Source organism: Tepidiforma thermophila (assembly GCF_002563855.1).
In the GTDB taxonomy this organism is placed as follows: Bacteria; Chloroflexota; Dehalococcoidia; order Tepidiformales; family Tepidiformaceae; genus Tepidiforma; species Tepidiforma thermophila.
The window spans coordinates 1,050,384-1,064,883 of sequence record NZ_PDJQ01000001.1 but is presented as its reverse complement, the minus strand read 5'-3'; the positions used below and the strand labels follow the sequence as shown (position 1 = coordinate 1,064,883).

The 14,500-nt window shown below is 65.4% G+C and carries 14 protein-coding genes; 1 reads left to right on the top strand and 13 read right to left on the bottom strand.

The genetic code is table 11. The features are described from left to right. The first annotated feature begins 249 nt into the window (after nucleotides 1-249). Nucleotides 250-1,908: an FAD-dependent oxidoreductase gene (locus tag A9A59_RS05125; protein ID WP_098503256.1), complete on the top strand. Its 1,659-nt coding sequence runs from the start codon at nucleotides 250-252 to the stop codon at nucleotides 1,906-1,908. A 297-nt stretch (nucleotides 1,909-2,205) separates the two neighbouring features. Here the strand turns inward: A9A59_RS05125 and A9A59_RS05120 are convergent, their stop codons facing one another. From A9A59_RS05120 to A9A59_RS05060, 13 genes are all read right to left on the bottom strand, one after another. Next, nucleotides 2,206-4,041, bottom strand: coding sequence for a sigma-54-dependent Fis family transcriptional regulator (locus A9A59_RS05120; protein WP_098503255.1), 1,836 nt, complete (start codon nucleotides 4,039-4,041; stop codon nucleotides 2,206-2,208). 4 nt (nucleotides 4,042-4,045) lie between these two features. Further along, nucleotides 4,046-5,305 carry a CaiB/BaiF CoA transferase family protein gene (locus A9A59_RS05115; protein ID WP_098503254.1) on the bottom strand — a complete coding sequence of 420 codons (1,260 nt, stop codon included), beginning with the start codon at nucleotides 5,303-5,305 and terminating at the stop codon, nucleotides 4,046-4,048. A gap of 46 nt (nucleotides 5,306-5,351) precedes the next feature. Further along, on the bottom strand, nucleotides 5,352-6,518 hold the full coding sequence (locus A9A59_RS05110) for a CaiB/BaiF CoA transferase family protein (protein WP_098503253.1): 1,167 nt from the start codon (nucleotides 6,516-6,518) through the stop codon (nucleotides 5,352-5,354). A gap of 107 nt (nucleotides 6,519-6,625) precedes the next feature. Next, complete coding sequence (locus A9A59_RS05105; RefSeq protein ID WP_165772514.1) at nucleotides 6,626-7,432, bottom strand: N-acyl homoserine lactonase family protein; 807 nt, start codon at nucleotides 7,430-7,432, stop codon at nucleotides 6,626-6,628. A gap of 362 nt (nucleotides 7,433-7,794) precedes the next feature. After that, nucleotides 7,795-8,682, bottom strand: a complete 888-nt coding sequence (gene flgL, locus A9A59_RS05100) for a flagellar hook-associated protein FlgL (RefSeq protein ID WP_098503251.1) — start codon at nucleotides 8,680-8,682, stop codon at nucleotides 7,795-7,797. Nucleotides 8,683-8,687: 5 nt separating this feature from the next. Beyond that, on the bottom strand, nucleotides 8,688-10,412 hold the full coding sequence (gene flgK, locus A9A59_RS05095; protein WP_098503250.1) for a flagellar hook-associated protein FlgK: 1,725 nt from the start codon (nucleotides 10,410-10,412) through the stop codon (nucleotides 8,688-8,690). Between the two features lie 10 nt (nucleotides 10,413-10,422). Beyond that, a complete protein-coding gene (locus A9A59_RS05090; protein WP_098503249.1) occupies nucleotides 10,423-10,899 on the bottom strand; it encodes a flagellar protein FlgN in 477 nt (158 codons plus the stop codon). Further along, complete coding sequence (gene flgM / locus A9A59_RS05085) at nucleotides 10,896-11,213, bottom strand: flagellar biosynthesis anti-sigma factor FlgM (protein WP_098503248.1); 318 nt, start codon at nucleotides 11,211-11,213, stop codon at nucleotides 10,896-10,898. The genes A9A59_RS05090 and flgM overlap by 4 nt, the downstream gene beginning before the upstream one ends. 23 nt (nucleotides 11,214-11,236) lie before the next feature. Then, complete coding sequence (locus A9A59_RS05080) at nucleotides 11,237-11,992, bottom strand: flagellar hook-basal body protein (RefSeq protein ID WP_098503247.1); 756 nt, start codon at nucleotides 11,990-11,992, stop codon at nucleotides 11,237-11,239. Between the two features lie 24 nt (nucleotides 11,993-12,016). Beyond that, a complete protein-coding gene (locus A9A59_RS05075) occupies nucleotides 12,017-12,784 on the bottom strand; it encodes a flagellar hook-basal body protein (protein ID WP_098503246.1) in 768 nt (255 codons plus the stop codon). Continuing rightward, on the bottom strand, nucleotides 12,781-13,401 hold the full coding sequence (locus tag A9A59_RS05070; protein ID WP_098503245.1) for a hypothetical protein: 621 nt from the start codon (nucleotides 13,399-13,401) through the stop codon (nucleotides 12,781-12,783). The genes A9A59_RS05075 and A9A59_RS05070 overlap by 4 nt, the downstream gene beginning before the upstream one ends. Continuing rightward, a complete protein-coding gene (locus A9A59_RS05065; RefSeq protein ID WP_098503244.1) occupies nucleotides 13,398-13,730 on the bottom strand; it encodes a hypothetical protein in 333 nt (110 codons plus the stop codon). Before A9A59_RS05065 ends, A9A59_RS05070 begins: the two co-directional genes overlap by 4 nt. A gap of 15 nt (nucleotides 13,731-13,745) precedes the next feature. Beyond that, entirely contained in the window at nucleotides 13,746-14,489 is a 744-nt protein-coding gene (locus A9A59_RS05060; protein ID WP_098503243.1) for a FliA/WhiG family RNA polymerase sigma factor, read from the bottom strand. Between the last annotated feature and the right edge of the window lie 11 nt (nucleotides 14,490-14,500).

Sequence of the window (14,500 nt, the reverse complement as noted above, 5' to 3'; positions counted from 1 at the left end):
CAGCCCGTCACGCCATGCCCTTCTTGTTTCCGGGCGTTCGAACTGGAGTTCCAGGGTCTCTCAGGTCCGCGGACGGTGTTCCGGGGACCACCGGTGCCCGCTAGCCCTCCTCCAGGCTGTCCGCGTCACGGGTCACCTGTGTTTCCTCACAGGTGTCACAAACTAAGACGGTCCTCTGCGGTGCGGCTTTGCTAGGCTCCCGCCATCCCGTCGCGGAACCCACGTGAAGGGCGACGGCATCGGCTATTAATGGAGGGACGCATCATGCAATCCACGGCACCGCAGTTGGACGCACTCATCGTCGGCGCAGGCTTCTCAGGCATGTATATGCTGCATGAGTTCCTGAAGCGCGACTTCAAAGTTCGGCTGATCGACGACGGCGAGGGGCCCGGCGGGACCTGGGACAAGAACCGGTACCCGGGAGCGAGGGTAGACTCCTGCATCTGGGTCTACCAGTTCACCGACCCAGACCTCTGGATGAACTACTACTTCACGGAAAAGTATCCCGGCTGGAAGGAGCTCCAGGGATATTTCCGGTACGTGGCGGACCGGTGGAACCTTTGGCCGCATATGTCATTCGGCCAGCGGATGACGCGTGCGACATTTGACGAGCACGGCCAGCAATGGCGCGTGGAAACGAGCACCGGCGACACGGTCACCTGCCGGTTCCTGATTATGGCCACCGGGTCGACGACGACGCCAATCGACCCGGCGAAGTTTTTCTCCGGGACGAGCAAGTACCGCGGGGAGCTGTACCACAGCGCCAGGTGGCCGCGCGACAAGGAGGTTGATGACCTCAAGGGCAAGCGCGTGGCAGTGATTGGCACGGGAGCGAGTGGCGTCCAGATTATCCAAGAAGTCGGCCTCGTTGCCGATGAGCTGGTAGTCTTCCAGCGTACGCCGAACCTCGCACTGCCTATGAAGCAGGAACGGTATACGCGCCGCGAGTACGACGCGCTTAAGCCACTCTTCCCGGGCGCGATGGAGCGCACGAAGCAGACGTTCGCCGGGTTCGACTACGACTTTATCTATAAGCCGTGGGCGGATATGTCCCAGGAGGAGCGGGACCGCATCATGCGGTTCAACTGGGAGATGGGCGGGTTCTGGTTCTGGCTTGCCGCTCCCGTCGATCTCGTCTTCGACGAAGACTGCAACCGTGCCCATTACGACTTCTGGCGGCGGGAGACGGTCAAGCGAATCAAGAAACCGGAGCTGGTCGAGCTGCTTGCCCCGTCCACTCCACCGCATCCGTTCGGGGTCAAGCGACCGTGCCTGGAGCAGTGGTACTGGGAGATTTACAACCAGGACAACGTTCGCCTCGTCGACGTGAACAGCCAGCCGATCCATGAGTTTACGGAGACGGGCATCCGAGCGGGAGAAGAGGAGTTCGAACTCGATGTTGTCATCTGCGCAATCGGATTCGACAACAATACCGGCACAATGACCGCAGTCGACATCGTTAACTCTGAAGGTCGGACCGTCAGGGACGTTTGGAACGAGGAGTACATCGACTACCTCGGCAAGATGGTTCCAGGGTTCCCGAACCTCTTTTACACGTACGGTCTCCATTCGCCCGCGGCCTTCCTCAATGGGCCTACTGCAGGCGAGCTTGAAGGCGACTGGGTCGTCCACGTCATCAGCGATATCACGCGGCGCGGCATTACGCGCATCGAGCCGCGGCTCGACGTGAGCAAGCAGTGGCACCAAGAGATCCTGGACGCCGCCGCCAAGACACTGTTCCCGAAGGCGAAGTCCTGGTACATGGGAGCAAACATCCCGGGCAAGCGGCCAGAGATGCTTCAGTACCCCTCGGGTGCGCCGATGTACCGGCAGAAACTGTGGGACGAGGTGGAACGCGGCCTCAGCGGGTTCATCCTTGGCCAGCCGGAGGCTGCCTCAGTCCGGTAGGCAGGTTCTCACGGAGAGCCTTTCCCCTCGTGAGGGCGGGGCCACGAGCTCAATCGTGGCCCCGCCCTTCTGTTTTGCGGCCGACTGCCGGCACCCAGAAAGGAGTCAGCGTCCGTTGCCAGGCGCTGTTCTCGTGGTGGTTCCCCGGACCGTCACTGCCGCGGGGAAGACACCTGTCCAAACGTTCATTCTCTCCGTGGCTTTGCTCGAAGCTGCGTGGGCCTGGTAGACCAAAGGGGGCACCGCCCAGGCCCTCCCTTTGCCGAGTCCTGCGAGCGTGCCGGGGAGAAGAGCGGCTTACGGGGCGGGCGCCGCGCCGAGGTCTTCCCCGAAGTGCTCGAGCCAGCGATAGAGCGTTGCGCGGGATATGCCAAGGACCCGTGCAGCGGCTGAGCGATTGCCGCCGGTCATGGCCAGCGCGTCTCGCACGGCCCGGACAGAAAGTTCTTCCATCATTCCCCGGCGCGTCGGTACTTTGCCGCCGACCACCGCGATAATGTCGTCACGTGTGACACGGAAGCCTCGCGCCTTCTCTGCCGCGGCTTCCAGGACCGAGAAGAGTGACCGCACGTTCTCTTCGTAGTTCATGCGCTGCAGGAGAGCAAGCGCATCCTGGTCGATGGTGAGACGCCGCTGACGATTAAGCAGGTACCATTGCGCCAGCCTCGGAATGTCGTCCGTGCGCTCCTCGAGGCGGGGGAGGCAAATCACGGCGGATGTCGCTTTGCGGAGCGACGGCAGGACGCGAGAGGCTGAGCTGGTCGTGGCGATAACCAGGCCTTGTTTCTGCAACGCCCTTTGTACGGCCGGGCACGATACGACGTCCTCTTCCCGAACGTTTTCCAGGTGCAGGATTACCGTGACCGAGTCCTGGAGACGGGATGACGATGCACCATTTTGGTGGCCGGACGGTGCAGCCGAGTACGTTTGAGTGATACCAGTAATTGCATCGACGACTGTCATTGTGCGCGCTGCCTGCGCGCCCACGGTGATTGCGAGGGTCGCCTTCCCGGTCCCCGGTTCGCCCGCGATGAGAAGCAGTCCCGGCTCGCTTGCGGACCGGCGCGCCTTTGCCACCGCAGCGACAAACGCCGGCGACCGGCCGATCAGCTCTGGCAGAGGCGGTGTAGCGGATGCGGGTGTGGCTGTTGTGCTCTTTCCGAGTTTTAATTGGGGCTCCAGGGTTGCAACGACACCTCGTTTTCCATATTCATCAACTACTCGCTGAATGCGAACGATTAGTTTTAGCGCACCACGGGTCTCAAGCTCGACAATTTCGCCGGCATTCGGCTGGCTTCCTTCAGCAAAAAGACGATTGAGGACGACGTCACGATCCGTCCCTTGGAGTAGATTAATCGCTCTACGATTTGCAACAAGCGTCTCGCCATTAGTTGCGAATACCGCTAGGTCACCTTGTGTTGTTATGGTGAGGTAGTGCTGAATGAGGCTCATCTGATCGGCGATAAGCAGCGCATGAAGGGATTCTTCTATTTTCGTGGCTGCCGTGCGCACGTATTCGTATATGTCTGGCCGGTGATCGATGGCCCGGACGGTGACGTCAAGCGATGCGCACACTTCCCCGGTAAACGGGTCTCGAACCGGGAAGCATGTGCAGGAGAACAACTGGAACGCTTCGACAAAATGCTCGGCTCCGACGACCTGGATGCCGCAGCCAGCGCTCAGCGCGGTGCCGATCCCGTTTGTCCCTGCAGCGTCTTCGGCCAGCAGGTGGCCCGGTGCGGCACCCGCCCGATCGAGTGCTCGGAGCACTGATTTGTCGCCGAGGCTTTCGAGGATCGCCCCTGACGGGTCGGTGAAGATGACGGCGGCGTGGTTATCTGCAACCTCGTCGGCGAGTTTTCGGAGGATTGGCGCTGCGGCAGCCATGACCCTCCGGTCGACAGTGGGCGTTCTTTGTACATCCACTCTTCGCAGTGTCGGCGCGACGCCGGCGGCGGACGCTCGCTTCCAGGAGTCCTCGATAACCTTCCGAAACGGTACGGCCTCGTTCGACGCGGGTGGCGACGATGCTTTGAGGAGCCTGCATTCACGGAGACGATGCAGCTCGCGCAGAACGTCGATGTCTCCCTTGAGCGGGAACACGAACTCACCAGGGGCCTGCTGTGCGCTCATGGCGTCAGTCTCCCTCGCGCTGGCGGGAGAGCCACCCGGGTGGGCCGAACGCTCCTGCTTCGTCGAGCTCCCGGATACGGCTTGCGTCGTAGCCGAGGACCGACGTCAGGAGTTCTGCCGTGTGCTCCCCGAGCAACGGCGCCCGTCCACGTGCCCGGACATCAGACTTGCTAAACACCCAAGGCGCACCGACGTGCCGGCGTCGGCCTACTTCGGGGTGATCGAACTCGGTGAAGGCGCCACGAGCGTTCAGTTGCGGGTCCTCTGCTACGCCGCGGTTACTGAGGGGGATATACGCAGGAACGCCGGCAGCCTGTAGCGTTGTGACGACGTCTTCTGGAGTTCGGGCTGCGGTCCAATCGGCGACTGCTTGCTCGAGCTCGAGTTCATGCGCCTTGCGGCCCTCGCGAGTGCGCAGGTCGGCACGACCGACGAGATCCTCACGGCCCATTGCGCGGGCAAGCGCTTCCCAATGAGCGTCCGACCAGCACGCAATGGCTACCCAGCGGTCGTCGCCGAGACAGCGAAATACGCCCTGGGGGGCCTCGGCCAAGTCACGATTGCCCATCCGGTCGGGCTGGTTTTTGTTGAAAACCCAATCCAGTAGCCCTTCTGCTACCAGACCGATTGCCGCCTCCCACTGGGAGAGGTCGATGAATTGTCCCTCACCGGTGCGCCTCCGGTGCCAGAGCGCGGCGAGCACGGCAAACGCTGCGTGCATACCCGCGTTCGGGTCTCCGTACGAGAGTCCCACCTCGCTCGGCCCGCGGCCGGGGTAACCGCTAAGGGCGGCGAGCCCGATCATGGGCACCTGAACCGGACCGTACGCGATATAGTTGCGCCTCGGGCCCGTTTGTCCGTAGCCTGCCATCGAGATCGCGATGATGTCCGGACGAATCTTCTTAAGGTCTTCATACCCAAGGCCAAGCCGGTCCATTACTTCGGCTGCAAAATTATCCGCAACGACATCCGCTATGCGCACGATATCTCGGGCAACTTCAAGACCTTTTTCATTCTTTAGATTAAGAACAACTGATTTCTTACCTTGACTATACTGGTTAAAGTATCCGGCACGATTAGGGCCGACAATATTATCCGCATAAGGCGGCAGCCGCCTGGTTGTATCGACCCGGTCAACTGACTCGATTTTGATGACTTCCGCGCCAAGATGCGCAAGCTGCAGCGTTGCGCTCGGTCCAGCCCACACCCATGTAAAGTCAGCGACCCTCACACCAGCCAGCGGAGCTTTTTCTGAAACTGGCATATCCCTCTACCTCGTGAATTCGCGCCGTTTCTTCAAGATCATAGACCTAGTCCATGCCCCAGAGCTCGAATGACGACCAGCTCGAGTGCTCGCCGAGTCTCGGAGCTCTTGTACTCTGCTTCCATGGGGTGTTGCTCATCTTGAACGGCGCGCCCGGGAAAGTCGCTGCGCCGAAGATTTCGTCTTCAACGGTGACAAAGAACTCTCGCTCCTGGAGATGATCGGACGTTAGCAACATCTCCATAGTATTCACAGGAGTACAGGCGATGCGATGATTCTGGAGCTGTTCGAAGGCATCTTGGCAGGTGAGGTGGTTCAATCCAGCTTCAATGAGCGGCATTAGTGCATCGTTATGCTGGGCACGAAGAAGACGGTCTCCAAACATTTCCCACTCAGCCCAGTCTGGATTACCCAAAAACTGAACGAGTCGCTGCCATTGGTCTTCTTCGATGCACGTGAGGAAGAACGGTCCGTCGGCCAGTTCAATTATCCCCCAGGGACCGATGGCGCGGGTTCCGAGACGGGATGTTTCGCGGCCAGCATACGTCCAGTGCATGAAATTCATCTCTAAATTGGAGGCGATGCATGCCTGGACGCTGACATCGACGTGTTCTCCCTCGCCTCCCCGTTGCTCACGAGCAAACAGCGCCGCGACAGCGGCAATTGCACCGTGCACCCCGCCCTGGAATTCGCATTGCTGGCCAAAGGCCTTGAGGGGAGGGAGGTTTGGGTCGTCGAGGGCACCCGGGCTGATTCCCAGCCACCCTCCAGCTGCGGACATGATGAGCTCTGTGGCCGACCAATCCGCCCGGGGGCCTGTCCATCCAAAAGGGGTGATGGTTACGACGATGAGGCTTGGGTACGAAGCAAGCAGCTGGTCAGGGTCGAAGCCTCGCTGGAGGATGCGGCGCCTGTCACCGCTTATAACAAGTACGTCTGCGTCGCGCAGGAGCGAGCCGAGAGTGCTCTCGCCTCCTGGATCCGCTTCTCTCACGACCGACCGCTTGCACTGGTCGAGGAAGAGCTGCAACGCCGAAGCCCGGTAACCGCCGCGCTCGACGAAAGGCGGACGCTCCCGCAGAGGGTCGCCTCCAGGGTCCTCCAATTTGACTACCGAGGCGCCAAGGTGAGCCAGAAGCCGGGTTGCATACGCAGCGGCCACCAACTCGCCCGCGTCAAGTACCCGTACACCATTAAACGGAAGCCCGGCCATCGCTGTCTTCCCCAGAGTTGCTCCAGATAGGGCTTAAGGGGAGCGGCCCACGCAGCCGCTCCCCATCTGTGCCTCCTGCTGCGACCGCAGACTATAGCAGATGCAGCCTACTCGTATACGTAATCAGGCCTGACGTTCAGAGGCGTGAAGACCGAGCTCCCATCGCGGTGCTGCTTTATCCCGGTCTCATCGTGGCCAGGGAAGATGGTCGCCTCGTGCTCAATGGCGATGCGGCGTATCTTCTCGACCGACGATGCCCACTTCCCGGGGTCCCACACGATTGGGGAGCCGACAGGCGGTGGCCCGTAGCTTTCGTGGAGGTACATTGCATCGGAGGTGAAGAGCACCCAACCGGTGTGGTTGAGGCGCACCAGCATCCCCATGGTTCCGGCCGTGTGCCCGGGGAGACTGATGAGCTTGACCCCGTCCAGGATCTCCTGGTCGCCGTAGACGAGCGTCGGGCGTTTGCGGGCAAGGATCGCGAAATCCTCCCGCACGAAGAACTGGTCCGCCTTCTCGATGTTCTGGAAGACGTACTTGTATTCGTCTTCGTGGACGATGATTTCCGCTCCGGCGTCCTCGAAGAGCCGGAGACCGCCCGCGTGATCGCAGTGGAGGTGGCCCTGAATGACGTACTTGAAGTCTTCCGGCGCAAGCCCCATCTGCTTCAGCCGAGCCTCGAGGCAGACTTCCGGCGTAATCTCGGAGACATCAATCAGCCACTGCCAGCCCGGGAGCCATTCTTCGCGAACCTTGGTGGAGATGCCGGTCTCCCAGAGGATGAGACCGTCGGGATGCTCAATGATGTAGGCGAGCGCTGGACAGTTTACCCACAGCTTTTGACCCGACGTCCGGTCGACGTTGAGCGCGTAGTTGGGGTGCGGGAAGACGAGAAGCTCTTTGTCAAGCTTCATGTATCCCAGATTCGTTCCGCGGATTTTGATACCCATGCTCCCTCCTTCTTCTTTGTCCGCGGGGAGCCAGAGGCCCCCCGCGGGAGGGTGTCCCTCCAACGTTGTCAGCCCCGAACAGGCGGCCGCTCAACGCATGCCTCCGCTTGCCGGGCGCCGGCCAAGTATAGGAATGGCCTGCAAGTTGGGGCTGTTCCAATTTGAGACATCGAGAAAACTGATAGGCCGACTTGGCCCTCGGCCGGTTGGCGCAGACGGAGACCTCGATTCCATCGTTGATGGATGCACCCGCGGGCCAGTCGGGGAGAACTCGTGGTACCAGACAGTGCCGGGGTCGCGGGGCAGGAGGAGCCTCCAGAGGCTGATCAGCGGAGGAAGTTGAGGAGGGAAAGGTTGGCCGTGCGGCCGATGGCGCCGAGGGCGGCTTCGAGGGCGTTCTGGGCGGCAGTGAAACGGACGATGGTCTCGGCGATGTCGACGTCTTCGACGCCGGCGCGGAGTTCCTGGAGGTTGGTGTCCGTGTCGAGGGAGCGGGAGGTCGTGGCCTCGAAGCGGTTGAGGCGGGCCCCGACTTCGGCGCGGGCGTTGAGGACGCGCTCGAGGCCGCTGTCGATGTCGGCGATGTAGGGGCGGACCTGTGCGCCCGGGGCGCCGGACTGGAGGGCGTCGCGGAGCTGGATGAGCCGGTCGAAGAGGTTGCCGAAGACCTGGTTGCCGATGATGTTGACCGGGACGACGTCGCGGGTGGAGACCCGGCGGAGGCGTTCGCCGTTATCGCCCTGCCAGGTGATCGCGACGGGCGGGGCGCCGCCGACGGCGTAGGCGGGGGTGGTTGTTTTGTGGCCGCTGAAGATGTAGACGCCCCCGAAGCTCGTATTGGCGATTTGTGCGAGCTGTTCGATGAGCTGGTTGACCTCGGCGGCGAGACTCTGGCGTTCGTTCACGCCGAGGGTATCGTTGGCGGCCTGGACAGTGAGTTCGCGGGCGCGCTGGAGGAGGTCGGTGGCGCCGGCGAGGGCGGCCTCGGTGACATTGAGAAACGCGGTGCCGTTCTCGAGGTTGCGGCGCATCTGGGCTTCGAAGGCGATGGATTTCCGGTACTGCATGGCGAGGGCGGCGCCGGAGGGGTCGTCGCTGGCGCGGTCGATGCGGCGGTTGGTGGCGAGCTGGCGCTGGACGCGGTCCATGCGCTCGGCGGCATCGGCGAGGTAGGAGACCTGGCGGTGGACGCGGGCCTGTTCGCTGAGTCGCATGGGGGCTACCTCGTGACGCCGGTGCGGTTGATGAGGGTATCGAGCATGTCGTCGATGACGGTGATGACGCGGGCGGCGGCGTTGTAGGCGTGCTGAGCGGCCTGGAGGTTCGTGACCTCTTCGTCGATGTTGACGCCGTGGGCCGCCTGGCGCATTGCGTCGAGATGGTCGACGAGGAGGCCGGCGGACTGTTCCATGCCGAGGGCGCGGTTGACATCGGCGCCGAGGACGGCAACGAGGTTGCCGTAGAAGTCGCCGGGGGCGACCTCGACGCGGATGGCGCTGTTGCCGGCGGCGGTGAGGTCGGCGACCTGCTGGGCATCGGTGTAGGTGCCGGTGACGGCGACGTAAAGGGTCGCGACGACGTTGGAGCCGTTCGTGAACTGGATGGTGCCGCCGGGTGCGGAGATGTCGTCGCTGTTGTAGGTGCCGATGGGATTGCCGTCGTAGTGGAGCTCGAGGATGCCGGAGGCGGGCGGGTTTTCGACGATGGTGTAGGTGCCGGGCTGGAGGCCCTGGGCGACCTGGAGGCCGACGAGGGTGACGCCGGGGCTGAGGGTTTCGCCGGTGACGAGGTGGGTAGCGGGGGCGCCGGCGACCATGTTCGGGCGGAGTTCGAGGCTGGCGATCTGGAGGGCGATGGCGGCATCGCCGGGGGAGTTCGGGGCGGCGGCGGTGGCGATGCGGTGGGGGTTGGCGGCGAGCACCGGGTTGAGTCGGATGTCTGAGGCGCCGGTGCCCTGGAGGAAGTCGAGGCCGGTGGAGTTGTCGAGGCCGTAGCCCTGGCGGTGGAGGGTGTTGACGCCGTTGATGAGGCCGACGGCGAAGGCGTCGAGCTTGCGCTGGAGGTCGGGGAGGGCCTGGTCGCGCGCGTCGAGGATGCCCTTCAGTTTGCCGCCGCTGGCGACGACGTCGAAACCGTCGTTCTGCCAGGTGAGCTTCGTCATGGTCGGGTCGCCGGGGTCGGGGCCGGCGACGATAGTGCGGGCGGTTGCCCCGAAGACGAGTTCGTGGGAGCCGAGGTAGATGGAGACCTCGCCGGTTTGGGATTCGGCGTACTGGACGCTCGCGAGTTCAGAGAGCTTATCGAGGAGGAGGTCGCGGCGGTCGCGGAGGTCGTTGGCGCGGTCGCCGTTGAGTTCGACCTGTTTGATCTGGAGGTTGAGGGCGGCGATTTCGCGGGCGTAGGCGTTGATTTCATCGGCGACGGCGGCGACCTGCTGATTGAGGTTGCGGCGCTGGAGGTCGAGTTCGTTGTGGGCGGCCTGGACGCGGAGGGTGAAGGTCTGGGCGGCGTGGACGAGGGCGGTGCGTGCGGCGGAGGATTCGGGTTCGTTGACGACGTCGTGCCAGGCGGCCCAGAAGCGGGCGAGGAGGGCGGAGATGCCGTCGTCGGAGGGGTCGTTGAAGACGGATTCGGCGTTGCGCAGGGGTGTTGCGAAGGCGGAGTGCTGGCCGCGGGAGGAGAGGGCCTGGCGGGCCTGGTAATCCATGAAGGCGTCGCGGATGCGGTGGACGTCGCGGGCGTCGACGCCGAAGCCGGGCTTGCCGAGGAGGCTATCGCGGGCGGACCAGGCGGAGCCTTCGAGGCCGATGGGGCGGAGGAGGACGCGCTGGCGGGAGAAGCCGGGGGTCTGGGCGTTGGCGATGTTGTGGGCGGCGACGTCGACGGCGAGCTGATGTGCGCGGAGGGCTTTGACGGCGGTATCGAGGCCGATGGAGAGGGCCATGGGCGTACCTCTAGGCGCTTCGCGAGACGAAGCCGCTCCCTTCCTGGAGGGTGGTTTGGCCGGCTGGCCCGTAGGTTGGCGAGAGGTGGCCGGCGAGGATGGCGGCCCAGCGGTCGCGGAGGCGGAGTGCGGCGAGCACGAGGCGGGCGTTGGCTTCCTGGGCCTCGCGGAGTTCGCGGGCGCGCTCGAGGAGGCGGTCGCGGGTTTCGCCGAAGCCGGTCACACCAAGGTTGTCGGCAAGGGCGGCGAGGTCATCGAGGGTTTCGCACCCCGGCGCGATGGCTCTGACGAGATTCACACGCTCGGCTTCGCGGGCTTCGATCGCGTGCACCGTCTCGAGCATGCGCTGGCTGACGACTTCGATGCGGGGGTAGTCGGAGGCGATGAGCGCGCGCTGCTCTTCGAGGGCGAGCGTAACGAGTGTACCGAGCAGGCGCTCCTCTTCGGCGAGGAGGTCGAGGATGCGCCCGAGTTCGGCTGCGTTCACGGGAGGTCACCGGCGATGCCGTCGGCGAGGAGCCGGGCGGCGATTTCGCGGGCGTTGGAGGAGTAGGTGCCGCTGGCGATGGCGGCCTTGAGGGCGGCGACTTTTTCGGCGCGGACGTCGCGGGCTTCGGCGACGGCGCGGGCGGCCTCGGCGACGATGCGGCCGCGGGGGGAGAGGGTCAGGATGTCGTGGACAGCGCGCGCGCCGCCTGCGCCCTGGGCGCCGCCGGCCTGGCCGGTTTGCCCGGCGGAGCCGGGGCCGCCGGCGGGGTTGAGGTGGGTTCCGCCGAGGTTGAGACCGTCGATGCGTGCCATGGGGTGCCTCCTGGCGGGCTGGGCTAGCGGGTGATGCGGGTGGCGAGCTCGAGCATGGCATCGCCGATGGCGAAGGTCTTTGCGCAGGCGCTATAGGCGCGCTGGGCGATGATCATGCTGACGAACTCCTGGGCCACATCCACATTGGAGCTTTCGAGCGTGCCGGGCCGCAATGGGGCAAAACCCTCATCCCCGGGTGAGGCGACCTGCGGTTCGCCGCTGTTGGCGGTTGGCTGGTAGAGGCCGTCGCCGAGCAGTTCGAGGGCCTGGGGGTTGGCGAAGCGGGCGACGCGGATGCGGCCAAGCTCCTGGCGTTCGCCGTTTTCGTCGAGGGCGGAGAGGACGCCGCTGCTGTCGATGGCGGCGGCGGACCAGCCTTCGGGGAGGCGGATCGGGTCGCCGTTTTCGCCGGGGACGATGCGGCCGGCGAAATCGACGAGGGTGCCTTCGCCGTCGAGGAGGAAGCCGCCATAGCGGGTGTAGACGGGTTCGCCGGTATCGCCGCGGATGACGAAGAAGGCGTCGTCCTGGAGGGCCGCGTGAAGCGGCGAGTCGCTGGCGATGACGGCGGCGGGGGTGAGGAGGAGGTCGCGGGTGGTGACGGCGACGCCGAGGCGGCCGCTCTCGGCGGTGGCGGCGGCATCGGGCAGACCCTGGTGGAGGGCGCGGGAGGCCTTGAAGCCGCTGGTGTTGGCGTTGGCGAGGTTGTGGGCGACGGTATCGAGGATGTCCTGGTTGTGGAGGAGGCCGCTGGCGGCTGCGGCGAGGATGGTGGGCATGGCGGGCGACTCCCTTCGGGCGGGTTAGAGGCGGCCGAGCTCGCCGGAGGCCTGGTCGAGGGTGGTATCGAGGCGGGCGAGGACGGCCTGGCTGGCCTGGTAGACGCGCTGGACGGCGAGGAGCGAGGTCAGCTCTTCGACGAGGTTGGCGTTCGAGGATTCGAGGTAGCCCTGGCGGAGGCCGGGGTCGGCGGCGGGGATGCCCTCGGCGCCGTCGAGGGCGCGGAAGTACGCTTCGCCGGCGCGGGCGAGCTGGAGGGGGGCGAAGTCGCGGATGCGCAGGCGGGCGACTTCGTTCCCGTTGTCATCGCGGATGGCGCCGTCGGGGCCGACCGTGACCGGGGTGGGAGGGAGGGTGATGGGGTTGCCGTCTTCGCCGAGGACGTAGTAGCCGGCGGAGGTGACGAGGGAGCCTGCGGCATCGCGCTGGAAGCGGCCGTCGCGGGTGTAGAAGACGTTGCCGACCTCGTCGCGGATGGTGAAGAAGCCGGCGGCGAGGGCGAGGTCGAGTTCGAGGCCGGTCTGGCGGAGCATGCCCTGCTGGAAATCGGTGACGAACTCGGCGACGAACTTGCCGGTGCCGACCTGGCCTACGACGGCCTGGATGCGGGCGGTAAGCGGCGCGGGGACCGGGGCCTGCTGGGAGATCGGCACATCGCCGAGGGGTGCGAGGGAGGCGATTTCGCGCTTGAAGCCGACGGTACTGGCGTTGGCGATGTTGTTGGCGAGGACGTCCTGGTAGCGCCAGGCGGCTTCCATGGCGGTGAAGGCGGAGTAGAGGCCTTTGATCATGCGGAGTTCCTCCTGGCGAAGGTGATGCGCAGGGCCACGAAGGCGATGCCGCCGACGGCGAGCATGGTGAAGAGGGCGCGTGCGGCGCGCTCGATGGTGGTGGGGCCGGGCGCCTCGCCCGTGTCAGGGAGGGTGCCGGGGCGGACGTCGCCGGGGGAGGAGCCGTCATCGCTGATGACAGTAAAGCGGCCGGCGATCGAGATGGTTGCGGGGAGCTGGTCCTCGGGGGCGCCGGCGGGCCGGGCGGCGACGACGAAGAGGCGGTAGTCGTAGGAGGTGAGGCCCTGGAGGCGGGTATCGAGGACGCCGATGCCGTCGGCGCCGGTGCGAATCGTCCCGACGCGGAAGGGGGCCGCCGTGCCGCCGGTGAGCCAGCCTTCGTAGACGTAACCCTCGACGGGCGGGAGGTTTTTGACGTCGACGCGGGCGTAGGCCTCGGAGAAGGAGAATTCGAGGACGCCCTCGGCGTTGCGGGGGCCGAAGTTGGAGATGCCTTCGAGGTAGGTGAGCTTGACGAGCTGGGGCACGCCGTTGGCGCCGGCTCCCGGGAGGGGGATGAGCGCGGCGACGAGGGCGGCGAGGATGCCCGCGGCGAGGACGGCCGCGCGGCGGGTCATGACGCGATCCCCTGGCGGCGGAGGAGGAGGCGGACTTCCTCTTCGCTGCGGTGCATGCGGCGGGCGAGCTCGGCGACGTCGACGGGGCCGCCGGCGCGGAGCCGGTCGATGGCGGGACGGGGCGGGGCAGCGCAGGCGCGGGCCGCGCGGGCCGCGCCGGGGCCGCGGACGGGGATGCCTGGCGCGGGAGCGGTTTCGGCCGCGGGCGGCGAGCGGTGGCGGATGGCGCGGGCGCCGGCGCGGAGCTGCTGGACCTGGAGGTAGAGGTAGAAGAGGGCGCCGAGGGTGACGAGCTGGGAGATGGCGAGCAGGGCGATGACGTCGGTCATGGCAGCCTCCGGGTGCTAGGGGTTGCGCTCGCGGGCGAGGCGGGCGCGCAGGCGGCCGAGGGCGCGGCCGTGGAGCTGGCAGACGCGCGACTCGGAGATGTCGAGGATCTGGGCGATCTCCTTCATGGTCATTTCGTCGCGGTAGTAGAGGCTGATGATGAGCCACTCGCGCTCGGGGAGGGTCTTGATGGCGGCGGTGAGGGCATCGAGGAGCTGGCGCTTTTCGAGGCGCTCGGTGAAGTCCTCCTCGTTCGGGTCAGCGGGGAGCTCGGTCGGCGCGGTGCCGTCTTCGTTGTTGTCGCGGTCGAGGAGGCCATCGAGGGAGACGGTGACCCAGCTGGCGTCGATGAGGGCCTGGTTGTACTGCTCGAGGGTGAGGCCCATGAGCGCTGCGGCTTCCTCGTCGGTGGGTTCGCGGCCGTGCTCGCGCTCGAACTCGGTGTGAATCTGCTCGAGCCTGCGGGCTTTCTGGCGGACGGAGCGGGGAAGCCGGTCGAGGGAGCGGAGGGCATCGATGATGGCGCCGCGGATGCGGGAGATGGCGTAGGTTTCGAACTTGACGCCCTTGGAGCCGTCGAAGCGGTCGAGGGCCTCGATGAGGCCGATGGTGCCGTAGGAGAGGATGTCTTCGTAATCGAGGATGGCGGGGAGGCCGATGGCGAGGCGGCCGACGACGTACTTCACGAGCGGCGCGTACTGGCGGATAGCGGCTTCGCGGTCTTCGAAGAGGGGTGCGCTGGAAGCTCGTGCGGTGGCCATGGATGCGGCTC